The following is a 26,901-nucleotide window of genomic DNA, read 5'->3' as shown; positions in this document are numbered from 1 at the left end:
CCCTTCTTCTCACGGTCATCATGACCATATCGGTCACGATCACGGCCATGCCGGCCATCATCACGGGCATCATCACCATCACGGCGACCCGCAGCATGCCGGACCATTCCCTTGGCGGCGGATGGGCTGGGCGGCGCTGCTGGTGGCATTTGCGGTTGCGGCCGCAAGCCTGGTGCAGGTGCGCTCGGGGGAAGCTACCGTCATCACTCGTTTTGGTGATCCTGCGCGGGTGTTGTTGCAACCGGGACTGGCTTGGCGTTGGCCGGCGCCGTTCGAGGCGGCGATTCCAGTGGATCTGCGGCTGCGCACGACCTCCAGCGGTCTGCAAGACGTCGGGACCCGCGATGGGTTACGCATCATCGTACAGGCCTATGTAGCGTGGCAGGTTCAGAGCGAACCGGACAACGTACAGCGTTTCATGCGGGCGGTGCAGAACCAGCCGGACGAAGCTGCGCGGCAGATTCGCACCTTTGTCGGCTCGGCCCTGGAGACAACCGCTGCCAGTTTTGATCTGGCGAACCTGGTCAACACCGATGCGGACCAAGTGCGGATCGGCGATTTCGAGGCGCAATTGCGTCAGCAGATCGAGCAGCAACTGCTCACCACCTATGGCGTGCGGGTGTTGCAAGTGGGCATCGAACGATTGACCTTGCCTTCAGTAACGTTGACCGCCACGGTGGACCGCATGCGTGCCGAGCGTGAAACCATCGCTACCGAGCGCACGGCCATTGGCAAACGCGAAGCCGCACAGATTCGCTCCGCAGCCGAACGTGATGCGCGGATCGTGCAAGCCGATGCCACGGTGAAGGCGGCCGATATCGAAGCTCAATCCCGGGTCGAAGCGGCGAAAATTTATGGCCGGGCCTATGCCGGCTCGCCCCAGCTCTATAACGTGCTGCGCTCCTTGGACACCTTGGGAACCATCGTCGGTCCCAGCACCAAGCTGATCCTGCGCACAGACGCGGCCCCGTTCAAAGTGCTGGTCGATGGCGTGCCTGTTGTGGAACCCAAGGGTGGAACACAACGATGAATAGCGTTCCACGTGGAACAAACGAGTTGTCCAGCCCATGGGTTCAGGCGGGACGCTTGGCTTTTCTGGCGCTTTATGCGGTAACGGCCCTGGCCGCTGTGACCTGGGTGTTCTCCAATGTACGGCAGATAGCCCCCCAGGACCGTGCTGTGGTGCTGCACTTTGGCACGCTGGACCGGATTCAGAACGCCGGGCTCCTGATGGCCTGGCCTCGTCCCGTGGAACAGGTGGTTCTGCTACCGGCGGCGGATAGGGTTCTGGACAGGCGCGTGGAAACCTTGATGCGTTCGGACGCCGCTCTACAGGCGGATCGGGTTGCCAGCTTCGCCACGCCGGTCAGCGATGCGCTGGCCGGTTCGGGTTATTTGCTGACCGGCGACGCAGGGGTGGTGCAACTGGACGTGCGAGTTTTCTACAAGGTCACGGAGCCATATGCCTTCGTGTTACAGGGTGAGCATGTGCTGCCAGCCTTGGACCGTTTGGTCACCCGTAGCGCCTTGGCATTAGCCGCCGCTCGGGATCTGGACACTATTCTGGTGGCTCGTCCAGAGCTGATCGGCAATGACAGTCAGGCCACCGAGCGCCGCGAACGCCTGCGGGGCGACCTGGTTCAAAGCGTCAACCATCGTCTGGCCGAGCTGGCATCCACGGGGCAGGGGCTGGGGATCGAAGTGGTGCGGGCCGACGTTCAGTCGAGCCTGCCGGGCCCTGCAGTGAGTGCGTTCAATGCGGTGCTCACGGCCAGTCAACAGGCCGATAAGGCAGTCGCCAATGCACGCACCGAAGCCGAAAAGCTGACCCAGACGGCACGACAGCAAGCTGATCGGGTCTTGCAGGTCGCCCATGCCCAAGCCAGTGAGCGGCTCGCCAAAGCCTCGGCCGACACTGCGACGGTGCTGAGTCTGGCAAAGGCCCAGGGCAACGATCCGCAGATGTTGCTGCGCCTCTACCGCGAGCGCGTGCCTGCCATTCTTAATCAGGCCGGTTCAGTGACGACGGTCGACCCTAAAGACGATTCCCGCCTGATCATTCAGGGAGCTGAACAATGACCCCAGATACCGCCGCCGCTCCGATGCTGTCTCGCGCCGAGCAACGTACCGCTGCGCGGCAACTCACCCTGGCCATGGTCGCCCTGGGCTTGCTCGCGTTGGGCCTGGTGTGGCGGGGATGGTCACCGGAGCAGGCGGGCGTCAGCCAGTTGCTGCTGGGAGTCGCCTCGTTGCTGGTGGCCATGCCAGTGATGCGTTCCGCCTGGTACAGCCTGCGCTATCCGAGTCTGCATGGAATCACCGATCAACTCATCGCCCTGGCCATGCTGGGAGCGTGGGCCACCGGCGATCTCATGACCGCCTCGCTGTTGCCAATCATCATGATCTTTGGCCATGTGCTGGAAGAACGCAGTGTCATCGGCTCCCAGGAAGCGATTCACGCCCTTGGCCAATTGACCCGTAGCCAAGGCCGCAAGGTGCTGGCGGACGGTTCGATTGTCGATGTTGATAACGCGACGCTCCAGCCGGGCGATCTGGTGGAGGTTCGGGCGGGGGACCGAGTGCCTGCGGACGGACGTGTGATAGCTGGTCAGGCGAGCCTTGATACCGCTCCCATCACCGGTGAGTCGGTCCCGCTGGACGCGGTGGTGGGTACGGAAATCTTTGGCGGCGCGATCAATCTCGATGGGTTGCTGCGCCTTGAAGTGACGCGCACCGGCAACGAATCGACGCTGGGCAAGGTCATCGCCCTGATGCAGAACGCGGAACGTTCCAAGCCCCCCATTACCCGTTTGCTGGAGCGTTATGCGGGCAGCTATCTGGTGCTGGTGCTGATGCTGGCTGCAGTGACCTGGTTCATTACCAATGATGCCCAGGCGATGCTGGCAGTGCTGGTAGCCGCGTGTCCATGCGCGCTGGTACTGTCGGCACCAGCGACGGCTATCGCGGGCATAGCGGTGGCGGCGCGTCATGGCATCCTCATCCGCAGCTCGGCTTTTCTGGAGGAACTGGCGGACCTGACGTCACTCGTCGTGGACAAGACCGGCACACTGACGTTCGGTGCCTTGCGCCTCAAATCCATCGAAGGTGACGAGGATCCTGCCTTTTTGCTGCCGTTGGCTGCCAGCCTTGGTTCGGCCAGCAGCCATCCGGTCAGCCGTGCATTAGCGGGACTGGTGGAACAGGAGAAACGACCTTCGCTGACACAGATTCAAGAACGACAAGGCTTGGGTGTAGTCGCGATGACCTCGCAAGGCGAGGCGGCACTGGGCCGACCGGAATTGTTCGAGCGGTTGGGAGTCGCGACCTCGCCAATCCCCAACCATGATGGCCCGATTGCCGGCCTGGCTCTGGATGGGAAGTTCCTCGCCTGGTTGTTGTTGGCCGACAGCGTCAAGCCGGAAGCGCAAATGGCCTTGAGCGAACTACGGGCGCTGGGCCTGGGGCGCCAGTTGCTGTTGACCGGTGACCGCGAGAGCGTGGCGAATGCCCTGGCGCGGGATATCGGCATTGGCGATGTACAGGCCCAGGCGTTGCCGGAAGACAAACTCAAACGGGTCATGGCGGAGATCGATCACGGTTTCCGTCCCATGGTCGTGGGTGATGGCATCAACGATTCCCTGGCGCTCAAAGCCGGAGTGGTCGGGGTCGCGATGGGGGCGGGCGGCGCGGACATTGCTCTGGCGTCCGCCGATGTGGTGCTGATTGGCAGCGACCTGAGGCGGCTCGGTACCTGCGTGCGACTCAGCCGCCAATGTCGCCGTACCCTGCAGGTCAATGTGATCATCGGCCTGGGCTGGACGATGGCGATCGTCGCCTTCGCGGCCTTCGGTTGGCTCGGCGCGGCAGGGGCAATGGTCGCGGCGTTGCTGCATAACCTGAGTACTCTGCTAGTGTTAGGTAATGCCGGGCGCTTACTGCGGTTCCATGAGCCTCTATCGAAAATTTCGCCGGAGCCAGGCCAGTAGGACAGCGCGAGCGACATGCAATCAAGGGTGGAAGAGGGTGCGCACCAGGGCAGTCCCCGGCGCAGGAGCGGATTCGGGAGGTAATAGAAAAAGGCTATATATTCGATAGGCAGCTATTTTTCTACAATGGTCTACCCTCATTTCAGACGTCTGAAACAAGGGGGACATCTCATGCTCGCGCAACTTCCACCGGCCTTACAAAATCTGCACTTGCCGCTTCGGCTCCGACTCTGGGATGGTCACGAATTCTCGTTGAGCGCCGACCCCAGTGTCACGATCGTGGTCAAGGACCCGCAGATGGTCGCGCAATTCACTCACCCCAGCCTGGATGCACTTGGAGCAGCTTTCGTGGAGGGCAAGCTCGAGCTTGAGGGCTCGATCAACGAAGTGATCCGGGTGTGCGACGAACTGAGCCAGGCACTTGTGGACGAAGACAGCGATAACCTGCCGGTGCGCTCGGTTCACGACAAGGAAACTGACGCCAAGGCCATCTCCTACCATTACGACCTGTCCAATGCGTTTTACCAGCTGTGGCTCGACAGCGACATGGCTTACTCCTGCGCCTATTTCGAGACGGGTAGCGAAACCCTTGAACAGGCCCAGCAGGCAAAATTCCGCCACCTGTGCCGCAAGTTGCGTCTGCAGCCGGGCGACTACCTGTTGGATGTGGGTTGTGGGTGGGGCGGCTTGGCGCGCTATGCGGCGCGTGAGTTCGGTGCCCGAGTCTTTGGCATCACCCTGAGCAAGGCGCAATTGGAGCTGGCCCGGGAGAGGGTCAAAGCCGAGGGTCTGGAAGGCCAGGTGGAATTGCAGTTGCTCGATTACCGGGATCTCCCCCAGGATGGCCGGTTCGACAAGGTAGTCAGCGTCGGCATGTTCGAGCATGTTGGCCACGCGAACCTGGAGCAGTATTGCAAGACACTGTTCGGCGCCGTCCGCGAGGGTGGGCTGGTGATGAACCATGGCATCACGGCCAAGCACACCGATGGACGTCCGGTCGGTCGCGGTGCAGGTGAATTCATAGAGAAATACGTCTTCCCCAATGGCGAGCTGCCCCACTTGGCGATGATCTCTGCCCATATCAGCGAAGCGGGCCTGGAAATTGTCGACGTGGAAAGTTTGCGTCTGCATTACGCACGCACGCTGGATCACTGGAGCGAGCGGCTGGAAGACAATCTGGAGGCCGCTTCGAAGGAAGTGCCGGAGCAGGCCCTGCGAATCTGGCGTCTGTACCTCGCCGGATGCGCCTATGCGTTCGCCAAGGGCTGGATCAATCTGCACCAGATCCTGGCGGTGAAAGCTCATGCGGACGGCAGTCATGACTTGCCTTGGACCCGCGATGATATCTACCACCCTTGATCGGACGCGTTCTACAGTATCGGTGAAATGAGCCGGGCGACCCGCATGCCGATTTTTTGCAGGCGATGGGTTTCCCGGCTTTCCTGTTTGGCGATTTCATGAGCCTGGGCGAAGTCCGTCTCAAGCATCTGCTCGACTTGAGCGGCGAACGGAATATCCACCGTTAACAGCATCACCTCGAAATTCAACCGGAACGAACGATTGTCCAGGTTCGCGCTGCCGATGGCGCTGATCTCACTATCGATCAATACCACTTTCTGATGCAGGAAGCCCGGCTCATAGCGGAACATCCGGACGCCAGCCCGAACAGCTTCAAACGCATAGAGGCTGGAGGCGGCGTAGACGATCTTGTGGTCGGGCCTGGACGGCAACAGGATGCGCACGTCCACACCGCGCAACACTGCCAGGCGTAACGCAGCGAACACCGCTTCGTCAGGAATGAAGTACGGCGTTGTAATCCAGACCCGTTCGCTCGCTGCATGGATCGCTTCGACAAAAAAAAGGGAGCAGGTCTCACAGGTATCGGCCGGTCCACTGGCGAGTAACTGGCAGAGCACACCGTCCTCTGGATAGACGTCGGGCAGTATCAAAGGCGGCAGTGAACGAGCCACCCAGAACCAATCTTCGGCAAACGACTCTTGCATGCTTGCCACCACTGGACCGCTGACCTGGACATGGGTGTCCCGCCATGGGGCGAGGGGCGGCATTTCTCCCAGATATTCATCGCCCACGTTATGGCCGCCGACGAATCCCAGGACGCCGTCCACAACCACGATCTTGCGATGGTTACGAAAGTTGACCTGGAACCGGTTGAGCCAGCCGCTGCGGGTCGCGAAGGCTTTGACGTGAACACCGCCGTCGCGCAGGGCCTGGACATAGCGATGGGGCAGGGAATGGCTGCCGATACGGTCATAAAGCAGATAAACCGCTACGCCTTCAGCGGCCTTCTTCATTAGCAAGGATTGCAGTCGCTGGCCCAGGTGATCGTCATGGACGATGAAGAACTGAACCAGCACGGCTTCCCGAGCATTATCGATGGCCTGAAAGATGGCCTCGAAGGTGGCATGGCCGTTCACGAGCAAGCGTACCTGATTGTTTGCCAGGCAAGGGGTACGTCCCAATTTGGGCATGGCGCGTAATGAGGCGTACGCCTGGGAGGCCCGTGCGGCCAGCGCCTCTTCGACCCATGGACGCCAGTTAAGCTCGGAGACGGCCTTGCGCATCTCTTCGTTGGCTTGTCGGCGCGCCTGGATGTATCCGTCGAAGGTACTGCGACCGAAAATCAAATAGGGGATCAGTGTCAGGTACGGGATAAATACCAATGACAGGGCCCATGCAATAGAGCCTTGGGCGGTTCGCACCGTCAGCACCGCATGAAGCGCAGCGATGGAACCCAGTGTGTGAAGCAGCGCGATCAGGTAACCGAAAACATGCGGGCCAAAATAGTCCATCGGGTTGCCTTGCTCCTGAATTCCAATTGCTTAACAGACCACGTTCCAGCAGGAATGTCGCTGATTAATTCAGCGGTGCCAAGCTTGAACCGAAGCCGACGGACGACGTCTAACGGCCACTTGTCCTCTGGAGTTCTTGCAATGAATGTTCGTCTGCTGGGTTTGGCCTTGGCGGTTGGCTTGTCTGTTCCTATGGCAGCTCAGGCGCAGATGCTTCAGCCAGGTTTGTGGGAACTGACGACGAGCAATATGAAAGTCGATAACCAGAACCTGCCGGACCTGCAACTTATTCTTGGGCAGCTGCAGAACCAGATGACCCCGGAGCAACGGGCGATGCTGGAAAAACAAGGCATTACCATGGGCGGGAAAGGGATTCGGGTATGCCTGACGCCTGAGCAAGTCCAGACCAATGACATCCCTTTGCAAGACCCGCAGTCGGGATGCAAACAGCAGATCACCGAGCGCACCGGTAATCAGTGGAAGTTTCGCTTCAGTTGTCCGAGAGCCCAGGGTAACGGTATCGCAATATTCCAGAGCGATCGTGAGTTCACTACCAAGGTCAACGGCACGTTCAACGCCACCGGTGTCCAGCAGAACGGTAGCCTGGATACCCGAGCCGTCTGGTTGGGACAGGATTGCGGAACGGTCAAGCCAAGGGCGTGACCGTTAACAGGCGGCGAGGTGCTTCACCTCGCCGGATCTCGAAGCGTTGGCTCAAGGCTGTCCCAACGCGTCGTACAAGGTCTTCAGGTTGTATTCGAGCAGCCCGATAAAAGTGCTGGCCGGCCCGCTGGCAGCGAGGGCATCGGAGTACAGTGTGCCGCCGATCCGCGCGCCGCTTTCGTTGGCTATCTGCTTGAGCAGGCGCGCATCCTTGATGTTTTCCAAGAACACGGCTTTGACCTTTGCCTGGCGAATCTGGGTGATCAGCGCTGCGACCTCGGCGGCTGATGGTTCACGCTCGGTGGACAGCCCTTGGGGCGCCATGAACTCGATGCCATAGGCTTGGCCCAAGTAACCGAACGCATCATGGGAGGTCACGATCTTGCGATTGCCTGGTGGCAGCGACCCGAACCGGGCCTTTGCTTCGGCAAGCAAGGCGTAGATCTTTTTCAGATAGGCCTGACTGTTGCGCTCGTAATCCGATTTGTTTGTCGGGTCGGCGGCTTCCAATGCCTTGCTAATGTTACGCACATAGAGCTCAGCGTTGGCCAGATTGTGCCAAGCGTGGGGATCGGGCACCGTCTCGCCGTCTTCCTCCAGCGAGCGCGGAATCACTCCACGACTGGCACTGATCACCGGCGCACCGGTTTCGGTACTGGCGACCAGGCGATCCAGCCAAGGCTCAAAGCCCAGTCCGTTCTTGATGATCAATTTTGCCCCCAGTAACGCCTTGGCATCATCGGGCGTGGGTTCGTAAGTATGCGCATCGGCGTCCGGCCCTACCATATTGATGATCTGGACATGCTCGCCGCCCACCTGCCGGGTCATATCGGCGAGGATGCTGAAACTCGTGACTACCTGTAGCTTTTCGGTGGCGGACGATGATAAGGACAGCAGCAGACTGAACAGCACGAGCAGAACGCGCATCGGGGCATACCTCATGGGGATGTGAGCAAAGGCGGACGGCGCAATAAGCCATGCACCGGACCGAGTACCACGGATAACAAGTACAGCGCGCCCGCCACCAGCACGATGGCCGGTCCGCTGGGCAGCGAAAAGTTGAAGGACAGCAACAGGCCGATCCCTACCGAGAGGCAACCCAGGAGCGCCGCGATCAGCATCAGAATCGGTAGGCGACGGCTCCAGAATCGTGAAGCCGCTGCCGGGAGCATCATCAGGCCCACAACCATCAGTGCGCCAATGGCCTGGAATCCGATCACCAGATTCAGGACTACCAGCGTCAGGAATACGCCATGGGCCAACGGGCCTAGCCGGCTGACGGTTTGCAAGAACAGCGGGTCCAGCGTGTCGAGCACCAAGGGGCGGTAGATCAGTGCCAGGGTCCCCAGGCTAATCGCCGAGACCCAGAGCATGCCCGTCAGTGTTGATTCATCGACCGCCAGGGCTGAACCAAACAGCAGGTGCAGCAGATCAAGGCGCTTGCCCGCCACCCCAAGGATCAGCACGCCGGCCGCCAGGGAAATAGGATAGATCGCCGCAAGGCTTGCATCTTCCCGCAGACCGGTGCGACGGGTGATCCAGGCAGCCAATCCGGCCATGCCCAGACCCGCGCCGAGCCCTCCCACGGTCAAGGCGGGCAGACTCAGACCGGCGAACCAGAATCCCAGGGCAGCACCGGGCAGTATGCCGTGAGCCACGGCGTCTCCGATCAGGCTCATGCGGCGCAGGATCAGAAACACGCCTAAAGGAGCGGTGCTGCATGCCAGAACCAAGCCGCCGAGCAGGGCGCGCCGCATGAACATGAACTCTTGGAAAGGCTGCCAGAAGTGAAGGGCTGCCTGCATCAGGCCACCCTTGTGCAGGGTTGCTGAGCGATCAATTCGTGGCTACGACCCAAAGTACAGCCCGACTGTTTGATCACCAGCGTGTGAGGAATGTGCTGGCGCACCGCAGCCAAGTCATGGCAAACCACTACGAGCGTTCGCCCCTCGGTATGCCAATCGTGGATGTGTTTCCACAACAGTGCCTGGCCTTGTTCATCGAGGGCAGCATGGGGTTCGTCGAGCAGTAATAGCGGAGCCTCCGTCAAACTCAGACGCGCGAGCAGGGCGCGTTGCAGTTCGCCTCCTGACAGCGCCATCAGCGGTCGATGTTCCAGGCCGCACAGCGCCCATTCATCCAGCACGGTTTTGAGTCTCTGGCTTCGCAGGACAGGCGCATCTCGACGCCCCCAGGCTCCGGCGGCCACCAGCTCTTGCAGGTTGATGGGGAACTGTCGATCCAAATGTTGCTGCTGTGGCAGGAACGAAACCCCACCGCGGTAAGGAACCTTCAGTCGGACTTTGCCGGATAGAGGTTTTTGCAACCCTGCGATCACTTTCAGCAGGCTGCTTTTGCCCGAACCATTGGCACCCACAATCGCCGTCAGGCTGCCGGCAGGACATTCCAGATGCAGCGCAGGCGTGAGCGGTCTTCCCGGAGGTCCCCAGCACAAGGCTTGGCAGCTGATCATGATGGATCCCGCCCCCACCGACTTTCAGCGACAGCATCATGGGCATGAAGGCTCTCGGCATGAACAACGCGAACGTCCAGCCCGACGATGTCATCTGACCGTCGCAAGGCCAGGCTGAGTCGCCTGGCAGCATCTTCACAAAACATCAGGTTCTGGCCATTTGCGAGGGCGAATGCCTGTTCGTCGGCACGCTTGACTGCAGTTTGCACAGCGGTACCGAGTGCAGCTTCGGCTTCATCGATGAGAAACAGCAACGGCAGTTCAGCGACGCCCTTAGCCAGACGTACGTTCAGTGTGGCCGTGCTGCGCTGGCTATGGGGCGTCGCCACAACGCCTTTGGCAGAGCCCAGCCATGCACGTACGTCTTCGTGCTCAAGGGCCTTATTGGCGAAGTCGTTAACAAACTGCTGCTGAATAAGCTGACGGGCGAGTGCAGCCGAACAGGGGCAAGTGGAGGAGTAGGAAACGTCGACACTGAGTTCCACGTGGAACATTTGATTCTTTAGGTGGGCGCTGATGCTGACTGGATAGCGTTTCCAGCCGCTCAGTGGGCTTACAAGGGCCGATCTTCTCAGTAGCCATTCGGTACGAATGGTCAGCGCAGCGGATTGAGAGAGGCCTTCATGACTGTCTAGAAATTGCTGCAAGATACGCCGCAGCAAGGGCGGTGAGAGTGTCTCTGTCTCTAGCATCTCCAGCGCAAGATACAAACGTGACATGTGAATGCCGCGGGCCTGACTGTCGTCCAGGCTGACACCTGCATCGGCCGTCGCGCTCAGTTGTTGACCTTGGATCAATACCGGTACTGCAACGCCATGCATGCCCACCCAATCGAGAGGCAGAGCTTGGCGGGAAGTCTGCGCGGCAACGTCCGGCAGCGGCAGCGTTAACGCATTCATGAGTGTGGTCCATCGTGGAATCGGATTTGATGTTATAATGTAACATCAAATCCTGCCAGACTTTCATGAAGAGATTTTTATTTGTCTGTTCCACGTGAAACATCACTCGGCGGCTTGGCAGCCGCTAACCCGTCCGCAGACGAATTTACCGGCACTGCCACCTGAACTGGAAAAGCGGTTAAGCGTCGTCCAGCCGACACGTCTGCTATAGCCAATCCAGGTCTCGCCATCGGATGCCAGCCCGGTAAAAAAGGTCAACTGTCCATAGCGGCTGGTAGTTTGCGCCCAGTAGCGACGTCCTTCCGCTTCAAAGCCGCGAATATAGACAGTGTTTCCAGCCGTCATAACGCTGTAGGCGTTGCCTTGCCTGTCAACGCACGCCAGCAAATTCGCGCTACGTGTGCAGTCTGCCAATAAGGCTTTGTCTTGGCCCGCCGCAAAGGATGAGAAAAGTATCAGCGCGGCGCAGGGGAGTAGAGCTCTGACGAAATGGCGCATAGAGAAATTCTCAAGAGGGGCATTTCAAGCTAATATGAACAATATCGTTATACTATAACGTTGTTTTGTGATGTCGCGCAGCATGCACAACGAGTCGCTGCAACGCTGATACAGCGTCAGCAGCGGCCGCCCGATGAGGATATACCTAATGGCCAATCGCCTTCCCGTTACAGTACTGTCCGGATTTCTCGGTGCCGGTAAAAGCACCTTGCTCAACTACGTCCTGCGCAATCGCGAGAAGCTGCGTGTCGCTGTGATCGTCAACGATATGAGCGAGATCAACATCGATGGCAGCGAGGTCCAGCGCGACGTCAGCCTGAGCCGTGCTGAAGAAAAGCTGGTGGAGATGAGCAATGGCTGTATCTGTTGCACGCTGCGCGAAGATCTGCTGGCTGAAGTTGGGCAGCTTGCCAGGGATGGGCGCTTCGATTATCTGCTGATCGAGTCCACCGGCATTTCCGAACCCCTGCCCGTAGCAGAAACGTTTACGTTTCGTGACGAAGAGGGCCGTAGTCTGGCTGACGTCGCTCGCCTCGACACAATGGTGACTGTGGTCGATGGCGTGAACTTTTTGCCCGATTATCAGGCAGCAGAGAGTCTGGCGACGCGAGGTGAAACCCTTGGCGAAGAAGATGAGCGCTCGATTACGGACTTGCTGATTGATCAGGTTGAGTTCGCCGACGTGATCCTGATCAGCAAGATCGACCTGATCGGTCGCCATGAGCGGGAAGAGTTGATCGCGATTTTGACCCGTCTGAACCCTCAGGCACGGATTCTTCCCATGGTTATGGGGCAGGTGCCGCTGGAAGAGATCCTCGACACTCGTCGTTTCGATTTTGAACGTGCAGCCCAGGCACCTGGATGGCTACAACAATTGCGAGGCGAGCACGTTCCTGAAACCGAAGAATACGGTATTGCCTCGACAGCCTACCTGGCACGCCGCCCATTTCATCCGCAGCGTTTTTTCAGCCTGATTGACCGTTCATGGACCAACGGCAAACTCTTGCGCTCCAAAGGCTTCTTCTGGCTGGCCAGCAGGCCGGAAGAGGCGGCCAGCTGGTCCCAGGCCGGAGGTCTGTTGCGTCATGGGTATGCCGGGCGTTGGTGGCGATTTGTTCCCAAAAGCCAGTGGCCACGGGACGAGGAAAGCATTGCCGCCATCATGAAGAACTGGCTCCCTGAGATGGGTGACTGCCGCCAGGAGTTGGTCTTCATCGGTCAAGGCATTGACTTCGACCGCCTCACCGCAGCCTTGGATGCCTGCCTGCTCACTGACGAGGAAATGGCCTTGGGAATCGAAGGTTGGCGACTGCTGCCAGATCCATTCGGTGCCTGGCATGACGAGGCTGCAGCGTGATGTCGGGCCTCTGCTTGAAACGCGCACAGGTTCGCCAGGTCCAGGGCGATACCCCTGGAGTCCTGACGCAAATTTTGGATGATGGCGTCAATCTGGCGGTCTGGCAGCGTCAACTTCCGCTGCATATCAGCGACTTTGCCGCGATCATGCTTTCCATGGATCAGTCACTGGCGGAATCATGGGTACTTGATCTGCCGGAGGAGGACTCCCAGCCGGAGCTGAACGGTTTGGCTGCCGGTTTCAATGATCTGCACGGCTACGAAGGGTTCGTGGCCGACGTCACTTGGCTGGTCGGTGCGTTTGCCTGCTTGCTGGGTGCCCAGCGTGTCGGTCTGCGCCTGCGAATCCTGGACAAGGCCATGTGCCCGCGCTTTCACGTCGACCACGTACCGGTGCGGCTCGTCACTACTTATGCCGGCCCCGGCAGTCAGTGGCTGGCGGAGGACGCCATGGTCCGCCAGTGCCTCGCCCGCCCGGAGGCGGAGCCCCGCGATCCGCGGTTGATCCAACAGTTTCGCAGTGGTGACGTAGCCTTGCTCAAAGGTGAGAAGTGGCAGGGCAATGAGGGCTTCGGCCTGATTCATCGTTCGCCGGAGCCGGCTCCAGGGGAGCGCCGATTGATTCTGACACTGGACTGGCTGGCCTAGTGGCCTGTGTGGCTAATTCGAGTACTCGAATTAATCATACAGGCCACTAGGGTTTGAGCCAGGTCCCTTGGTTCTTTCCTTCACAGAACGGTTGGAGGTACGCCGCATCGCCGGCCACGCCGTAATAGTGAATATCCTGGCGGTAGGGCATATTGGTGACCTGGGCGTTGCTGCAGACGCCGAACGCGCCGCCGGGACATTGATCGACGTATTGCACATCGACTTTCTGTCCGGCAAGGCTTGGCTGGCAGAATCCGTCGGCGAAGAGCTTTGGCGGAATACTGCGGTTCTGCTGGCATACCTTGACGTCGAGCCGTTCCGCCTGGCTATGGACCACACAAGCCTGGGCCAGTACTTGGTTCGAAGTCAGTGCCAGTAATAACCAGACAATCATCCGCATTTTCACCTCCATCGAAAGCTGTCGATCATGTTGCAGAACATTCCCACCCATGTCGTTGCAGGGCCATTGGGGGCTGGCAAGACCAGCCTGATCAGGCAATTGCTCGCCCAGCGCCCCGCTGACGAGCGCTGGGCGGTGCTGATCAACGAGTTTGGTCAGATCGGACTGGATGCCGCGCTACTGACCCAGGCGGCCGATGGTATCGCACTGGGGGAAGTTGCCGGAGGCTGTTTATGCTGCGTCAACGGTGCGCCGTTTCAGATCGGCCTCGGTCGTTTATTGCGCAAGGCGCAGCCGGACCGCCTGTTCATCGAACCTTCAGGCCTTGGTCATCCGGCGCAACTGATGCGGCAATTGCAGCAAGCACCCTGGCTCGGGGTGCTGGCGGTACAGCCATGCGTGCTGGTGCTGGACGCCCGGGCGATGGCAGACGGCAGACCTTTGGCTGAGGCACAACGACAAGCGCTCGCCACTGCCGGGCTGCTGGTGCTGAACAAATCTGAAAGCCTCACCGACGACGAACGTGCACGCCTCATCAAGCAGCTACCGACGATTCCATCGTATTGGACGCAGCAGGCTGCGTTGCCCATCGACCAATTGCCGGGGGTGTCCGCCTGGGGAAGCGGGGCTGTGGACAACTTGGATGTGCCAACGGACGTGGGTCAGCTCCCGGCAATCTGGAGCGATCCAACGTTGCCGATCTGCCTGCATGGCCAGCAGGAAGGAGGCTGGAGCATTGGCTGGCGGTGGCATCCGAGCCAGCGTTTCGACAAGCAGGCATTGACCCGATGGTTGGAGGGCGCAAGCTGGCGACGGGCCAAGTTGATCATTCACAGTGCCGACGGTTGGGTATCAACCAACGCCCTGGAAGGCGAAGCGCCGCAATGGCAAAGCAGCGAGTGGCGGCAGGACTCCCGGCTCGAATTGATTTTCAGCGAGCCGCAAGATGTGACCATCCTGCACAGTGGTCTGGCGAACTGCCGACGGCCATGAATCATTCCTGATTCAAGGCTTCCACTTGTTGTGTTCCTGTCGCCACTGGCTTAATTCGATGACTTCGGCCCGGTGCTTGGCCTGGACCGGTTCGGCCAGTGTCTGTGGCGATTCTTCGAACGGCATGGGGTACGGCGCCAATTCGATCTGCGCGCTGTGGGCTCCGAACTGGGTGATGGTGCCCGAATGGCGCGATTCGCCGGTGACGGTGAATTCGAAATTGTAGATTCGCGCCAGGCGCCTTCGCCCGCTGGCATCCTTCACGAATCCGATTTTCTTCAGCGCAACGTTGCCGTCCAGCAGTTCGATTTTGAGGTTGGCGCAATGTTGCATGACCCTCGCCAACGCCCGTTCGCGCAAACCGTGGTTGTGCCACAACCAGGCGCCACCGGTAGCCAGCAGCATCAGCACGAAGATATTTCCAAGAGTCAGCATGAACGAAGTGCTCCAACAAGTTGCTATCAGCTTAACTGTGTCGCCGGTCTGTCGTACAGGCTGTGTTTAGTCGCATACTGCGCGGCTTGAATTTCAATCGTTTTACGGAAACATTCCCCATGAAACGTACGCCTCATCTGCTTGCCATCCAGTCTCACGTGGTATTCGGCCACGCCGGCAACAGCGCCGCCGTGTTTCCCATGCAGCGGATCGGGGTCAATGCATGGCCGCTCAATACCGTGCAGTTTTCCAATCACACCCAGTACGGCCAATGGGCCGGGGACGTTCATGCGCCCCACCAGATACCGGCCTTGATCGACGGTATCGCGGCTATCGGTGAATTGGGCAATTGCGATGCGGTGCTCTCCGGTTACCTCGCAAGCGCGGCTCAAGGGCGGGCGATCCTGACGGGAGTGTCCCGCATCAAAACCGCCAATCCCAAGGCGATCTACTTGTGCGACCCGGTCATGGGGCACCCGGAGAAGGGCTGCATCGTGGCGCCCGAAGTGAGCGAATTCCTGCTGGAAGAGGCCGCTGCGGTGGCGGACATCCTGTGCCCGAACCAACTGGAGCTGGACAGTTTCTCGGGTCGAAAGGCGCAGTCGTTGCTGGACTGCCTGGGTATGGCGCGTGCGTTGTTGGCGCGCGGTCCGAAAGCTGTGCTGGTCAAGCACCTGGTTTATCCCGGCAAGTCCGAGGACAGCTTCGAAATGTTGCTGGTGACCGCCGAAGGCAACTGGCATCTGCGCCGGCCATTGCTGGCATTCCCGCGTCAACCGGTGGGGGTGGGCGACTTGACGTCAGGTCTGTTCCTGGCGCGGATACTGCTGGGCGACGGCCTGGTGGCGGCGCTGGAATTCACTGCGGCGGCGGTGCATGAAGTACTGTTGGAGACCCAGGCTTGCACCAGTTATGAACTGCAACTGGTACGCGCCCAGGATCGGATCGCTCATCCACGGGTGCGGTTCGAGGCAGTGCCTATCAGCCTCTGATCACACCGCTCCCGGACATCAGCTGACCCCGTCCTCTTTGATCTCCTGATAACGCTTCTCCAGTTCCTGACGAATCTGGCGACGCTGCTGGGCTTGTTTGTAGCGGCGCTTGGCTTCGCTGTTCTGTGGCTGCAAGGGCGGTACGGCAGCGGGTTTGCGCTGGTCATCCACCGCTACCATGGTGAAGAAACAGCTATTGGTATGGCGGACCGAGCGCTCGCGGATGTTTTCGGTCACGACCTTGATGCCCACTTCCATCGATGTGTTACCGGTGTAGTTCACCGACGCCAGGAAGGTCACCAATTCGCCGACATGAATCGGCTCGCGAAAAATCACCTGATCCACAGACAAGGTCACCACGTAGCGTCCGGCGTAGCGGCTGGCGCAGGCATAAGCGACTTCGTCGAGGTACTTGAGCAGCGTGCCACCGTGGACATTGCCAGAAAAATTGGCCATATCGGGGGTCATCAACACCGTCATCGACAGTTGGGCGTTTCCGGGTTCCATAACGTTCTCACGGTCAAGGCAGCAATTAAGGAGGTGCACCTCTGCGGGCGCTGGTGGTGGCCTGTGCGACCTTTTGCAAACCCACCGATATCCGGACGCTGCGCCTGTGGCTGCCGTCACGCTCCGGTGGATCTGTTTCCATATATTGCACCGTCTTTTTGTCGGAAGTCGCGGTGTTAACCTGCAAAAGCCCATCGCGAGGGCATTTCCTACAAGGGAAACGGACTTATTCAGTCATCGACAGGGAGCCTCATAGATGCATGCCATCAATTTTATTCAAGACCTGGCGATCATCATGTTGGCAGCGGGGTTGGTGACGGTTCTGTTTCATCGCCTCAAGCAACCGGTGGTGCTGGGCTACATCGTGGCCGGCTTCCTGATCGGCCCGCATACGCCGCCGTTTGGCTTCATCCATGACGAGGACACTATCAAGACCCTCGCTGAGCTCGGGGTGATCTTTCTCATGTTCTGCCTTGGCCTGGAGTTCAGCCTGCGCAAATTGTTCAAGGTAGGCGCGACGGCATTCATCGCGGCGTTCCTCGAAATCGTATTGATGATCTGGATCGGTTACGAAATAGGCCGTTGGTTCAATTGGAGCACCATGGATTCGCTGTTCCTGGGGGCGATCCTGGCTATTTCCTCGACCACCATCATCGTCAAGGCGCTCAATGACCTGAAGATGAAGAACGAGCGCTTCGCCCAACTGATTTTCGGCGTGCTGATCGTCGAGGATATTCTCGGCATCGGTATCATCGCCTTGCTGTCGAGCATAGCGGTCAGCGGCACGGTGAGCTCCGGCGAGGTGTTTTCCACGGTGGGCAAGCTCTCGCTGTTCATGATCGTCGCGCTGGTTATCGGTATTTTGCTGGTACCCAGGCTCTTGGCTTATGTGGCGAAGTTCGAGAGTAACGAGATGCTCCTGATCACCGTGCTGGGCCTGTGTTTCGGCTTCTGTCTGCTGGTGGTGAAGCTTGAATACAGCATGGTGCTCGGCGCCTTCCTGATCGGTGCGATCATGGCCGAATCCCGGCAACTGGTGAAAATCGAGCGGCTGGTCGAGCCGGTGCGTGACCTGTTCAGTGCGATTTTTTTCGTGGCCATCGGCTTGATGCTCGATCCGGTCATTTTGCTGCAATACGCCTGGCCGATTGCGGTGATCACCGCAGCGGTGGTGTTGGGCAAGATGCTGTCCTGCGGCCTCGGTGCCTTTATCGCCGGCAATGACGGACGCACCTCGCTGCGGGTGGGGATGGGCCTTTCGCAGATCGGCGAATTTTCCTTCATCATTGCTTCGCTGGGGATGACTTTGCAGGTCACCAGCGATTTCCTCTACCCGGTTGCAGTCGCCGTTTCTGTGCTGACTACGCTGCTGACGCCTTACCTGATCCGCGCAGCCGATCCGTTATCCGTCAAGCTGGCGACGGCGATGCCGCAACGGCTGACGCGTGTGCTGGGGATGTATGGCGAGTGGCTGCGAAGTATCCAACCCCACGGTGAAAGTGCGCTGGTCGCATCCATGATCAGGCGGATCTTGCTGCAGGTCGGCGTCAACTTGGCGCTGGTCATCGCGATCTTTGTCTCGGGCGGCTATTTCGCCGAGCGGATGTCGGTTTATATGCAAACCTGGATCAGCGACCCGAGCTGGCAGAAGGCGTTGATCTGGGGCGCAGCGTTGCTGCTGTCGCTGCCCTTCCTGATTGCCGCGTACCGCAAGCTCAAGGCGCTGTCGATGCTGCTGGCGGAGATGGGCGTGAAGGCGGAAATGGCTGGGCGTCACACTCAGCGTGTGCGTCGGGTGATCGCTGAAGTGATTCCGCTCCTGTCGCTGCTGGTGATTTTCCTGCTGTTAGCAGCCTTGTCGGCCAGCATTTTGCCGACCAACAAGTTGCTGGTATTGATTGCCGTGGTGGCGATTGCGGTGGCGGCTTTGCTCTGGCGCTGGTTTGTCCGCCTGCACACCAGAATGCAGGTGGCCTTGCTGGAAACCCTGGACAATCACAAGGAGTCGTCCGGGCATTGACCGGCGGCTTCGGGTATCAGCTCTCCAGCCAGACGTCCCGTGCCCAGTGCCAGACGGATTCCCAGGTTTCCTCGGCGATCAACTCGTCCTCGGCCTGCCACAACACCACAGTTCCGTCTTCTTCCACGCAATAGTAGTCGTCGCCGTCCTGGCAGATCGGGATCAGGCTGCGATCCACGCCGGCATCCCAAGCGTTGGCGGCGACTTCGGGCAGGTAGGTGTGGGAGTGGGGGTCGGTCACGGTGACCGGCTCCAGGCTGCCGTAGACGACGTCGCTGACACTCAGCAAGAACTCTCTGAAAACGAACGGGATGTCGATGAACAGTTGCTCTTCGATCTCGACCAGCAAGTCCTCGTCGGGCAACTCCAGTGGAACCGGTACCGGTTCATTGGCTTCACGCAATTGTTCGATGATTTCTTCCACGTCCGGGGATCCTCTTTCTCGTTGGCGCGGTTTTACATGAGGCGGTTTATACAGTAGCTCGCTGTAGATGCAACCGCGAAAATAGAAAACCCCGGCCTGAGCCGGGGTTCCTTTATTTCAACCTGCGAAACGCGCAAAGGTTCAACCGTTCTGGCGGATACCTGCCACCAGCCAAGGCTGGTTTTCGCCTTGGGCACGCTCCATGTTCCAGCTTTCGCTGAACGCTTCGCCCTGGTCGAAGCGGGAATCCTTCGACACACCGCTGAAGGTCAGGGTGGCGATGGTCTTGTCGGCGCGATCATCGACACCGTCCAGTTGCACATGCAGGTTATCGATGTAGGTGGACTGGTAGCCATCACCCAGCTCGGCCCTTTCGCGCTTGAGGAACTCCAGCAATTGCGGGGTCACGAACTCGGCGATCTTGTCCATTTCATTGCCGTCCCAATGTTGTTGCAGGGACATGAAATGGCTGCGCGCGGCTTCGATGAAGCGTTGTTCATTGAACCAGGCCGGTGCATTGATGACCGGACGGGTGACCACCGGAGCGGCCGAACCACCGAAGATCGAGCCAGCGGAAGGCTGTTGGTTGAACACTTCACGCTGCATCGGTGCATGACCGGCCGGAGCGAATTGCTCTTGCTGCTTGCGACGACGGGCGGCAATGAAGCGGAAGACCAGGAAGGCGATGACCGCCATGATCAGGATGTCGAAGATCTGCATGCCCTGGAAGCCGTCGCCCATGAACATGGAGGCGAGCAGACCACCGGCTGCGATGCCGGCCAGGGGGCCGAGCCAGCGCGATGCACCGCTGGCCTTGGTGGCGGCGCCAGCAGCACCGGCAGCGCCCGCAGTGGCAGCTGTGGACCCGGCCGCGGAGGACGGTGCCATCTGGCTGGTCTGGTGAGTCGGGGCCGCGCCCGAGCTTTTACCACCGCCAAAACGCTTGGCGGCATTGGCGTCGATGGCCATTGTCAGGCCGATGCACAACGCCATGGCGATGCTAAGAAAACGTTTCATATAAAGGCATTCCCATTTGTGAGTAGCACGCGCGCCATGTTGCACAGGTGAATTGTTACTGGCTAGCGGCAGAGTGTTTCGGGCTTTTACCTGACAGCTCAGGTTCAGCTTCAGGTGCGCAAGAGGGCTTGTTCGCTTTGGGCTGTAGGAAAGAGGAGCAAGTTCTATCGGAAAGGGTATTAAGCGCGAAAAAACCGACCTGTGGGAGCGAGCCTGCTCGCGATTGCAGTGTGTGAGCCAGCAATGATATCGACTGAAATTCCGCTACCGCGAGCAGGCTCGCTCCCACATCTACAACCGCTGCAAAGGTTCAGATCGCCTCGAGCTTGGCATATCCCAGCATCAGCCACTTGCTGCCTTCGCTGAAATTCACCTGGACCCGGGCTTGGGCTCCCGCGCCTTCGAAATTGAGGATCACGCCCTCACCGAACACAGAATGCCGCACCGCCTGGCCGAGGGTGAACCCGGTTTCGGGGATGTCGCTGCCGCCAAACAGGCTGCTGGAGCCGGTTTGCTGGCTGCCACCGAACGGACGGCTGACGCTGTTGGACAACCGCACTTCCTGGATCAGACCTTTCGGTACTTCACGTACGAAACGCGACACCTTGTTGTAGGTTTCGCTGCCATACAAACGACGGGTTTCAGCGTAAGTCAGCACCAGGTTCTGCATGGCGCGGGTAATGCCGACATAGGCCAGGCGCCGTTCTTCTTCCAGGCGTCCCGGTTCTTCCAGGCTCATCTTGTGAGGGAACAAGCCTTCTTCCATGCCCACCAGGAAGACATAAGGGAACTCCAGGCCCTTGGCGCTGTGCAGGGTCATGAGCTGGATGCTGTCTTCGTGTTCCTCGGCCTGGGTATCGCCGGCCTCCAGGGAGGCATGGCCCAGGAAGGCCGAGAGTGGTGACAGGTCGGCGTCTTCTTCGGTGTTCTCGAAGTTGCGCGCGGCGCTGACCAGTTCTTCGAGGTTTTCTACCCGAGCCTGGCCTTTTTCGCCTTTTTCAGCCTCGTGATAAGCAATCAGTCCGGACTGTTCGATGACGGTCTGGGTCATCAAGTGCAGCGGCATTTCCCCGCACTTGGCCGCCAGCTCGTCTATCAGGTCCATGAAGGCCTTCAGCGCGCCGGCAGCGCGACCGGTCACGCCTTTGTTGGCGACCAGTTGGCGCATGGCTTCCCACATGGAGACATGGCTGTGACGTGCGTGATCGCGAATGGCTTCGACGGTTTTCTCGCCGATGCCACGGGTCGGCACGTTAATCACCCGCTCCAGGGCTGCATCGTTGCCACGTCCCTCGATCAGGCGCAGGTACGCCATGGCGTTCTTGATCTCGGCGCGTTCGAAAAAGCGCTGGCCGCCGTAGATCCGGTAGGGAATCCGTTCGCGCAGCAAGGCCTCTTCCAGGACCCGCGACTGGGCGTTGGAACGATACAGGATGGCGATATCGCTGCGGGCGAGGCCTGTTTTCAGCGCACTCTGGATGGTTTCCACCACATAGCGGGCTTCGTCGTGTTCGTTGAATGCGGCATACAGGTTGATCGCCTCGCCTTCGCTGCCGTCGGTCCACAGCTCCTTGCCCAGGCGCCCGGTGTTGTTGGCAATCAGCGCGTTGGCAGCCTTGAGAATACCGGCGGTGGAGCGGTAGTTCTGCTCCAGGCGGATGACCTCGGCATCGGGAAAATCCGCCGAATACTGATGGATATTCTCGATCTTGGCACCGCGCCAGCCGTAGATCGACTGGTCGTCGTCGCCCACCACCATCAGGCTGTCGCCGCCCTTGGCCAGCAGGCGCAACCAGGCGTATTGCACGGCGTTGGTGTCCTGGAACTCATCCACCAGAACATGCCGGAAGCGCTTCTGATAGTGCTCCAGCAGGCCCGGATGATCGCGCCACAGGTCCAACGCACGCAACAGCAGTTCGGAAAAGTCGATGACCCCGGCACGCTGGCACGCCGCCTCATAGGCTTCGTAGATACTGCGCATGGTCGCCAGGAACAAGTCGCCGCTGGCCTGAATGTGTTGCGGACGCAGGCCTTCGTCTTTTTGGCCATTGATGAACCACTGGGCCTGGCGTGCCGGCCAGCGTTGTTCATCCAGGCCCAGCTCGCGGATCACTCGCTTGACCAGTCGCTGCTGGTCATCGCTGTCCAGAATCTGGAACGTCTGGCTCAGGCCGGCTTCCTGCCAATGCGCCCTCAGCAAGCGGTGCGCCAGGCCGTGGAACGTTCCGACCCACATGCCGGCCGGGTTGAGGCCCATCAACTGCTCGATGCGATGGCGCATCTCGGCAGCGGCCTTGTTGGTGAACGTCACCGACAGGATCGAATGGGGCGAGGCGTTCTCGACCTGGATCAACCAGGCGATACGGTGCACCAGCACTCGGGTCTTGCCGGAGCCGGCACCGGCCAGGACCAATTGACGACCCACGGAGGCGGCTACGGCCTGGCGTTGGGCATCGTTGAGGGAGTTCAGCAGAAGGGAGAGATCATCGCGCATCGGGGCATTCTAGGGCGCGGCGCCACCTCGGGCAAACCAAGCTTTGCAGCAGCCGATAAAAGACCGGCAGGGGACGACCGGTCAGTCATGGGTCAGGGCCGTTGCCGGGGCTCGTTCGGCACCTTGGCCGCTCATTGAAGCAGCGAGTTTTTTGCGTATTTTTATGAGCTACAGCAGTGTGGGATGGCCCCGTGCTTGTGTATGCTCGTGGTCGCTTCGGGTTCTCCGTGCCCTCGTGATAAGAACAAGAACAGTGCCTATGACCCTCAATTCCGATCTGGCGGGCCCCTGTGTGGAACCACGGATCATCTGCAAGCAGTACGCCACGGAGATGGCGGTGGAGCGTACACGGTTGTTGTACCAAGGCTCGCTGCTGCCAACGTTGTTCATGCTGGTCAATGGCCTGGTCTGCGCAGTGCTGTTGTGGGAGCCGTCGCGCTATTTCCTGGTCACTGTCTGGCTGGTCTGGTTGTTGTCGCTGGTGGCATTGCGGGTGATACAGGTGGCGGCCTTCGACTCTGCGATGCCAAGCCGCCAGGCACACCCCATGTGGCTGCGCATGTTTTTGCTGGGTTCGGCGATGACCGGACTGACGCTGGCCGGTGCTGGCATCGCCCTGGTACCCGCCGACAGCTTCCAGCAGCAGGCCTGGGTGTTTGGTCTGATCGGTGCGGCTACCTTGTCCGCCAGTGTGGCCTATGCCGTCAGCCTGCCGGCGTTCCTGTCCTTTACCTTGCCCTGCCTGTTGCCGGCGATCGGCTTCCTCTTCCTGGGCGATGATGAACAGCAACACGGTTGGGGTTGGCTCGGGCTGGTGGTGCTGGTTTCGTTGAGCGTGGTGGCCTGGCAGGTCAACCGTTTGATGCAAAGCGGCATGCTTCGACGGTTTCAGAATCAGGCGCTGATCGAGCATTTGCAGCAAACGCAAACCCGTAGTGCCCAGCTCAACGAGGCGCTGGCCAGAGAGGTGGAGCAACGTCGTCTCGCCGAGGAACAGTTGCGCGCCGCCCAGGTTGGCCTCGAAGCGAGGGTGGCTCAGCGGAGCCTTGAGCTGGAGGTGGCCAGCCAGGCCCTGAGCAAGAGCGAAGCCCGCCTGGCGCTGGCCCTCAAGGCCAGTGAGCTGGGGCTGTGGGACTGGAACCTGCAGACCGATGAAGTCCACCACACCCAGCTCAAGGAGCTGTTCGGGCTGGAGCATGAATACGTCACGGCCATGCTCAGCCATCTCACGCCTCGCCTGCATCCGCAAGACGTGCCGGCACTCAAGCGGGCTCTGATCGAACACCTCAAGGGCCGCAGCGAGGATTACCAGATCGAATACCGCATCCGCCACAGCGATGGGCACTGGGTCTGGATCGAAGACCGTGGTCGGGCCGTGGAGCGCAGCGCCAGCGGACGAGTGTTGCGCATGGTCGGTACCCGACGGAACATCAGCGCCAGTAAAGAGCTGGAGCAGCAGCAACAGTTGGCGGCCACGGTGTTCGAAGCCGCCAGTGAAGGCATCGTGATTTTCGACCCTCATTACGCATTGCTTGCCGCCAACCAGGCGTTCACTCGGGTTACCGGTTTCAATATCGATGACATGCTGGGGCGCAATGTGGTGGATCTGCCATGCAGCCGGGATGCGCGTCGGCACTATCCGATCATTCGCCAGGCCCTCAAGGCACATGGCACCTGGCAGGGCGAGTTGGTCGAGGCACGGGCCAACGGCGAACTGTATCCGCAATGGCTGCAACTGAATGTCGTACGCGATATTCGAGGAAAGGTCAGCCATATTGTGGGCTTCTTCGCGGATCTTTCTGCCCGGCGCCAATCCGAGGAGCGGATGCGCTACCTGACCCACTACGATGATCTGACAGGACTGGCGAACCGTTCGCTGTTCCGTGAACGCTTGCATGAGGCCCACCAGCGTGTGCGGCAGGGAGGGCGGCGCAGCCTGGCCTTGCTGCATATCGATCTGGATCGTTTCAAGTTGCTGAACGACAGTCTGGGGCATGACATTGCCGACCAGCTATTAGAGAAGATGGCCCGGAGGCTGATCAACGCACTGCCCGAGGCCGATACCATCGCCCGGCTGTCGGGTGATGAGTTCGGGGTGCTGTTCGATGCCTATGGCAATCTTTCGAGCCTCGCACGGGTGGCGACCCGCCTGTCCGCCAAGTTGCGCCTGCCGCTGACCATCGAAGGCCATGAACTGGTAGTCAGTGCCTCCATCGGCATCAGCCTGTTACCCGACAACGCGCGCGAGATCGCGACATTGGTCAGCCAGGCGAACATGGCCATGCAACATGCCAAACATTTGGGAGGCAATAATTTCCAGTTCTATACCGACAGCCTCCAGGCCAGCACGTTGGAGCGCCTGCAACTGGAAAACCAATTGCGCAAAGCCCTGGAAGAGCAGCAATTGAAGGTGTTCTACCAACCCAAGCTGTGTCTGGAGACCGGCCGTCTGAACGCCGCCGAAGCCTTGGTACGCTGGGATCATCCGACCATGGGCCGGGTGCCGCCGGCGGAGTTCATCGGTTTGGCCGAAGAGACCGGGCTGATCGGACCGATTGGCGAGTTCGTGCTGCGTCAGGCCTGCTGGCAGGCCTGCGAATGGCAGCGCCAGGGGCTGGCACCGATCAGGGTATCGGTGAATCTGTCGGTGCATCAGTTACGTCAGGGCAAGTTGGTCAGCCTCGTGCGGCAAGTGCTGGAAGAAACCGGTCTGGCGCCTCATTACCTGGAACTGGAACTGACCGAGAGCCAGTTACTCGACAGCGTCGAACACATCATCGCCACCTTCCAGCAACTGCGTGATCTCGGAGTCAAACTGGCGATTGACGATTTCGGCACCGGCTATTCTTCCCTGAGCTACCTCAAGCGTATCCCGGTGGATTACGTGAAGATCGACCAGGCATTCATTCGCGGGTTAGAGGAGGGCGGTGAGGATGCCGCGATCACCCGGGCGATCATTGCGATGGCCCATGGGTTGTCGCTCAAGGTGGTTGCCGAAGGCGTTGAACGGCAGGGCCAGCTGGCATTTCTGAAAGCCGAGCATTGCGATGAAGTCCAGGGCTACCTGGTCAGCCGCCCGGTCGAGGCACAGAGCCTGGCTGCGCTGTTGAGCGACAACCCTGGCGATTTATGGCCCACCTCTGCTACATGACGCGCATGCGGCATGAAATCGGGAGATCGAGTTACGCATTGGGCGGGCAAAAAGGTAATTCATGTAGTATAACTACAAGCTTGGCTACATCATCGCCGCATCCCTGGCACCTGCCAATAACGCCGCCAATAACAAGAGTCCAGTCCCTTGAACCTGTTGCAACACATCGCCCAGTCACGTCACCTGCTGCGCAAATCGGAGCTGAAAGTTGCCGATCACGTACTGCTCGATCCCGCGGCCGTGATGCACAGCTCCATGGCTGATCTTGCCCACAGTGTCGGCATCAGCGAGCCGACCATCGTGCGGTTCTGCCGTGCCATCGGTTGCTCGGGTTTCCAGGATCTGAAACTCAAGCTTGCACAAAGCCTGGCGGCCGGCGCGAGCTTCGGTCAGTTTGCGATTCATGAAGACGATTCGGTCGCCGACTACAGCCTGAAAATTTTCGACACGACCCTGCATACCCTGATGGAGGTTCGTGAGAAGCTCGACCCGGTGGCCTTGCAAAAAGCCGTCACGGCCATGTCCCAGGCCCAGCGTGTCGAGTTCTATGGCTTCGGTGCATCGGGGGCGGTGGCTGCTGATGCGCAACACAAGTTTTTCCGTCTGCTGCTCACGGCGGCTGCCTATTCCGACCCGCACATGCAGGCGATGTCGGCGGTCACGTTGAAACCCACCGACGTGGCGATCTGCATTTCTCAGTCGGGTCGCTCCAAGGATCTGCTGATCACCGCCAACCTGGTGCGCGAAAGCGGCGCCTCGCTGATCACCTTGTGCCCGAGCCAGACGCCATTGGCCGAGCTCTCGACGGTGAACCTGGCCATCGACGTACATGAAGACACCGAAATCTACACGCCCTTGACCTCGCGCATCGCGCACCTGGTCGTCATCGATGTGCTGGCAATGGGGGTCGCCATGGCTCGCGGCCCGAGCCTGGTCAACCACCTCAAGAGCGTCAAGCGCAGCCTGCGCAGCCTTCGGCTGTCTCCCAAGTCGGTGAAAGCGTTGGATGATTGAAGCCTCAAGCCTCAAGCCTCAAGCCTCAAGCTTGAAGCTCAGTAACATTCATCGTTCTGTAACCGACGCGCCGCCAAACCGTCATCCCGTGCCTTCATCTTGAAACTCCCGTATACGTCTT

Annotated in this window: 24 protein-coding genes; 12 read left to right on the top strand and 12 right to left on the bottom strand. The window is 59.7% G+C overall.

What is annotated here, in order from left to right:
- Positions 1 to 28: 28 nt before the first annotated feature.
- From hflC to cfaB, 4 genes are all read left to right on the top strand, one after another.
- On the top strand, positions 29 to 1,030 hold the full coding sequence (hflC, locus tag AD666_RS06680) for a protease modulator HflC (protein WP_371259567.1): 1,002 nt from the start codon (positions 29 to 31) through the stop codon (positions 1,028 to 1,030).
- A complete protein-coding gene (gene hflK / locus AD666_RS06675; RefSeq protein ID WP_053149121.1) occupies positions 1,027 to 2,079 on the top strand; it encodes a protease modulator HflK in 1,053 nt (350 codons plus the stop codon). The genes hflC and hflK overlap by 4 nt, the downstream gene beginning before the upstream one ends.
- Complete coding sequence (locus AD666_RS06670; RefSeq protein ID WP_053149118.1) at positions 2,076 to 3,986, top strand: cation-translocating P-type ATPase; 1,911 nt, start codon at positions 2,076 to 2,078, stop codon at positions 3,984 to 3,986. Before hflK ends, AD666_RS06670 begins: the two co-directional genes overlap by 4 nt.
- Positions 3,987 to 4,157: 171 nt before the next feature.
- A complete protein-coding gene (gene cfaB / locus AD666_RS06665) occupies positions 4,158 to 5,345 on the top strand; it encodes a C17 cyclopropane fatty acid synthase CfaB (protein WP_053149115.1) in 1,188 nt (395 codons plus the stop codon).
- 11 nt (positions 5,346 to 5,356) lie between these two features.
- Here cfaB and cls read toward each other — a convergent pair whose 3' ends face one another.
- Positions 5,357 to 6,796: a cardiolipin synthase gene (cls, locus tag AD666_RS06660; protein WP_053149111.1), complete on the bottom strand. Its 1,440-nt coding sequence runs from the start codon at positions 6,794 to 6,796 to the stop codon at positions 5,357 to 5,359.
- 141 nt (positions 6,797 to 6,937) lie between these two features.
- On the opposite strand from cls, the gene AD666_RS06655 reads away from it, so the two are divergent.
- On the top strand, positions 6,938 to 7,459 hold the full coding sequence (locus AD666_RS06655) for a DUF3617 domain-containing protein (protein WP_053149109.1): 522 nt from the start codon (positions 6,938 to 6,940) through the stop codon (positions 7,457 to 7,459).
- Positions 7,460 to 7,510: 51 nt separating this feature from the next.
- On the opposite strand, the gene AD666_RS06650 is transcribed toward AD666_RS06655, so the two are convergent.
- From AD666_RS06650 to AD666_RS25865, 5 genes are all read right to left on the bottom strand, one after another.
- Positions 7,511 to 8,386: a metal ABC transporter substrate-binding protein gene (locus AD666_RS06650; RefSeq protein ID WP_053149106.1), complete on the bottom strand. Its 876-nt coding sequence runs from the start codon at positions 8,384 to 8,386 to the stop codon at positions 7,511 to 7,513.
- Positions 8,387 to 8,397: 11 nt separating this feature from the next.
- Positions 8,398 to 9,264, bottom strand: coding sequence for a metal ABC transporter permease (locus AD666_RS06645; protein ID WP_053149103.1), 867 nt, complete (start codon positions 9,262 to 9,264; stop codon positions 8,398 to 8,400).
- Positions 9,264 to 9,932: a metal ABC transporter ATP-binding protein gene (locus AD666_RS06640; RefSeq protein WP_053149099.1), complete on the bottom strand. Its 669-nt coding sequence runs from the start codon at positions 9,930 to 9,932 to the stop codon at positions 9,264 to 9,266. The genes AD666_RS06645 and AD666_RS06640 overlap by 1 nt, the downstream gene beginning before the upstream one ends.
- Complete coding sequence (gene folE2, locus AD666_RS06635; protein ID WP_053149097.1) at positions 9,929 to 10,831, bottom strand: GTP cyclohydrolase FolE2; 903 nt, start codon at positions 10,829 to 10,831, stop codon at positions 9,929 to 9,931. Before folE2 ends, AD666_RS06640 begins: the two co-directional genes overlap by 4 nt.
- A 102-nt stretch (positions 10,832 to 10,933) precedes the next feature.
- On the bottom strand, positions 10,934 to 11,329 hold the full coding sequence (locus tag AD666_RS25865; protein ID WP_156315917.1) for a glutamine synthetase: 396 nt from the start codon (positions 11,327 to 11,329) through the stop codon (positions 10,934 to 10,936).
- Between the two features lie 148 nt (positions 11,330 to 11,477).
- Here AD666_RS25865 and zigA point away from each other — a divergent pair, with 148 nt between their 5' ends.
- Both zigA and AD666_RS06625 read left to right on the top strand, forming a co-directional pair.
- A complete protein-coding gene (zigA, locus tag AD666_RS06630; RefSeq protein WP_053149094.1) occupies positions 11,478 to 12,686 on the top strand; it encodes a zinc metallochaperone GTPase ZigA in 1,209 nt (402 codons plus the stop codon).
- The gene (locus tag AD666_RS06625; RefSeq protein ID WP_053149091.1) at positions 12,686 to 13,333 is read left to right on the top strand and encodes a DUF1826 domain-containing protein; all 648 of its coding nucleotides are present in this window, start codon (positions 12,686 to 12,688) and stop codon (positions 13,331 to 13,333) included. The genes zigA and AD666_RS06625 overlap by 1 nt, the downstream gene beginning before the upstream one ends.
- A 46-nt stretch (positions 13,334 to 13,379) precedes the next feature.
- Here AD666_RS06625 and AD666_RS06620 read toward each other — a convergent pair whose 3' ends face one another.
- A complete protein-coding gene (locus AD666_RS06620; RefSeq protein WP_053149087.1) occupies positions 13,380 to 13,733 on the bottom strand; it encodes a hypothetical protein in 354 nt (117 codons plus the stop codon).
- A 27-nt stretch (positions 13,734 to 13,760) separates the two neighbouring features.
- On the opposite strand from AD666_RS06620, the gene AD666_RS06615 reads away from it, so the two are divergent.
- On the top strand, positions 13,761 to 14,726 hold the full coding sequence (locus AD666_RS06615; RefSeq protein WP_053149084.1) for a GTP-binding protein: 966 nt from the start codon (positions 13,761 to 13,763) through the stop codon (positions 14,724 to 14,726).
- 12 nt (positions 14,727 to 14,738) lie between these two features.
- Here AD666_RS06615 and AD666_RS06610 read toward each other — a convergent pair whose 3' ends face one another.
- A complete protein-coding gene (locus AD666_RS06610; RefSeq protein WP_053149081.1) occupies positions 14,739 to 15,161 on the bottom strand; it encodes a DUF3301 domain-containing protein in 423 nt (140 codons plus the stop codon).
- A 119-nt stretch (positions 15,162 to 15,280) separates the two neighbouring features.
- Here AD666_RS06610 and pdxY point away from each other — a divergent pair, with 119 nt between their 5' ends.
- On the top strand, positions 15,281 to 16,153 hold the full coding sequence (gene pdxY / locus AD666_RS06605) for a pyridoxal kinase PdxY (protein WP_053149078.1): 873 nt from the start codon (positions 15,281 to 15,283) through the stop codon (positions 16,151 to 16,153).
- Positions 16,154 to 16,171: 18 nt separating this feature from the next.
- Here the strand turns inward: pdxY and AD666_RS06600 are convergent, their stop codons facing one another.
- Positions 16,172 to 16,660, bottom strand: coding sequence for an acyl-CoA thioesterase (locus AD666_RS06600; protein ID WP_053149076.1), 489 nt, complete (start codon positions 16,658 to 16,660; stop codon positions 16,172 to 16,174).
- Between the two features lie 256 nt (positions 16,661 to 16,916).
- On the opposite strand from AD666_RS06600, the gene AD666_RS06595 reads away from it, so the two are divergent.
- Positions 16,917 to 18,680 (top strand): cation:proton antiporter, encoded by a 1,764-nt coding sequence (locus AD666_RS06595; RefSeq protein WP_053149072.1) that lies wholly within the window; start codon positions 16,917 to 16,919, stop codon positions 18,678 to 18,680.
- Positions 18,681 to 18,696: 16 nt separating this feature from the next.
- Here AD666_RS06595 and AD666_RS06590 read toward each other — a convergent pair whose 3' ends face one another.
- The 3 genes from AD666_RS06590 to uvrD all read right to left on the bottom strand — a co-directional run bounded on the left by AD666_RS06590 (position 18,697) and on the right by uvrD (position 22,615).
- On the bottom strand, positions 18,697 to 19,104 hold the full coding sequence (locus tag AD666_RS06590; protein ID WP_053149069.1) for an SMI1/KNR4 family protein: 408 nt from the start codon (positions 19,102 to 19,104) through the stop codon (positions 18,697 to 18,699).
- Positions 19,105 to 19,245: 141 nt separating this feature from the next.
- Positions 19,246 to 20,121, bottom strand: a complete 876-nt coding sequence (locus tag AD666_RS06585; protein WP_053149066.1) for a Tim44 domain-containing protein — start codon at positions 20,119 to 20,121, stop codon at positions 19,246 to 19,248.
- 310 nt (positions 20,122 to 20,431) lie between these two features.
- On the bottom strand, positions 20,432 to 22,615 hold the full coding sequence (gene uvrD, locus AD666_RS06580; RefSeq protein WP_053149063.1) for a DNA helicase II: 2,184 nt from the start codon (positions 22,613 to 22,615) through the stop codon (positions 20,432 to 20,434).
- Positions 22,616 to 22,874: 259 nt separating this feature from the next.
- Here uvrD and AD666_RS06575 point away from each other — a divergent pair, with 259 nt between their 5' ends.
- Both AD666_RS06575 and hexR read left to right on the top strand, forming a co-directional pair.
- Positions 22,875 to 25,766 (top strand): EAL domain-containing protein, encoded by a 2,892-nt coding sequence (locus AD666_RS06575; protein WP_053149060.1) that lies wholly within the window; start codon positions 22,875 to 22,877, stop codon positions 25,764 to 25,766.
- A gap of 147 nt (positions 25,767 to 25,913) precedes the next feature.
- Complete coding sequence (gene hexR, locus AD666_RS06570; RefSeq protein WP_003187110.1) at positions 25,914 to 26,780, top strand: transcriptional regulator HexR; 867 nt, start codon at positions 25,914 to 25,916, stop codon at positions 26,778 to 26,780.
- Positions 26,781 to 26,901: the final 121 nt, after the last annotated feature.

The sequence above is a fragment of the Pseudomonas sp. Pf153 genome (genome assembly GCF_001269775.1).
In the GTDB taxonomy this organism is placed as follows: Bacteria; Pseudomonadota; Gammaproteobacteria; order Pseudomonadales; family Pseudomonadaceae; genus Aquipseudomonas; species Aquipseudomonas uvaldensis.
This window is presented reverse-complemented; position numbering and strand designations above follow the sequence as displayed.

Excerpts from the sequence above, each read along its gene's own strand:
- hflK (WP_053149121.1), top strand. The coding sequence starts at position 1,027 with ATGAATAGCGTTCCACGTGGAACAAACGAGTTGTCCAGCCCATGGGTT.
- AD666_RS06670 (WP_053149118.1), top strand. The coding sequence starts at position 2,076 with ATGACCCCAGATACCGCCGCCGCTCCGATGCTGTCTCGCGCCGAGCAA.
- cfaB (WP_053149115.1), top strand. The coding sequence starts at position 4,158 with ATGCTCGCGCAACTTCCACCGGCCTTACAAAATCTGCACTTGCCGCTT.
- cls (WP_053149111.1), bottom strand. The coding sequence starts at position 6,796 with ATGGACTATTTTGGCCCGCATGTTTTCGGTTACCTGATCGCGCTGCTT.
- AD666_RS06655 (WP_053149109.1), top strand. The coding sequence starts at position 6,938 with ATGAATGTTCGTCTGCTGGGTTTGGCCTTGGCGGTTGGCTTGTCTGTT.
- AD666_RS06650 (WP_053149106.1), bottom strand. The coding sequence starts at position 8,386 with ATGCGCGTTCTGCTCGTGCTGTTCAGTCTGCTGCTGTCCTTATCATCG.
- AD666_RS06645 (WP_053149103.1), bottom strand. The coding sequence starts at position 9,264 with ATGCAGGCAGCCCTTCACTTCTGGCAGCCTTTCCAAGAGTTCATGTTC.
- AD666_RS06640 (WP_053149099.1), bottom strand. The coding sequence starts at position 9,932 with ATGATCAGCTGCCAAGCCTTGTGCTGGGGACCTCCGGGAAGACCGCTC.
- folE2 (WP_053149097.1), bottom strand. The coding sequence starts at position 10,831 with ATGAATGCGTTAACGCTGCCGCTGCCGGACGTTGCCGCGCAGACTTCC.
- AD666_RS25865 (WP_156315917.1), bottom strand. The coding sequence starts at position 11,329 with ATGCGCCATTTCGTCAGAGCTCTACTCCCCTGCGCCGCGCTGATACTT.
- zigA (WP_053149094.1), top strand. The coding sequence starts at position 11,478 with ATGGCCAATCGCCTTCCCGTTACAGTACTGTCCGGATTTCTCGGTGCC.
- AD666_RS06625 (WP_053149091.1), top strand. The coding sequence starts at position 12,686 with ATGTCGGGCCTCTGCTTGAAACGCGCACAGGTTCGCCAGGTCCAGGGC.
- AD666_RS06620 (WP_053149087.1), bottom strand. The coding sequence starts at position 13,733 with ATGCGGATGATTGTCTGGTTATTACTGGCACTGACTTCGAACCAAGTA.
- AD666_RS06615 (WP_053149084.1), top strand. The coding sequence starts at position 13,761 with ATGTTGCAGAACATTCCCACCCATGTCGTTGCAGGGCCATTGGGGGCT.
- AD666_RS06610 (WP_053149081.1), bottom strand. The coding sequence starts at position 15,161 with ATGCTGACTCTTGGAAATATCTTCGTGCTGATGCTGCTGGCTACCGGT.
- pdxY (WP_053149078.1), top strand. The coding sequence starts at position 15,281 with ATGAAACGTACGCCTCATCTGCTTGCCATCCAGTCTCACGTGGTATTC.
- AD666_RS06600 (WP_053149076.1), bottom strand. The coding sequence starts at position 16,660 with ATGGAACCCGGAAACGCCCAACTGTCGATGACGGTGTTGATGACCCCC.
- AD666_RS06595 (WP_053149072.1), top strand. The coding sequence starts at position 16,917 with ATGCATGCCATCAATTTTATTCAAGACCTGGCGATCATCATGTTGGCA.
- AD666_RS06585 (WP_053149066.1), bottom strand. The coding sequence starts at position 20,121 with ATGAAACGTTTTCTTAGCATCGCCATGGCGTTGTGCATCGGCCTGACA.
- uvrD (WP_053149063.1), bottom strand. The coding sequence starts at position 22,615 with ATGCGCGATGATCTCTCCCTTCTGCTGAACTCCCTCAACGATGCCCAA.
- AD666_RS06575 (WP_053149060.1), top strand. The coding sequence starts at position 22,875 with ATGACCCTCAATTCCGATCTGGCGGGCCCCTGTGTGGAACCACGGATC.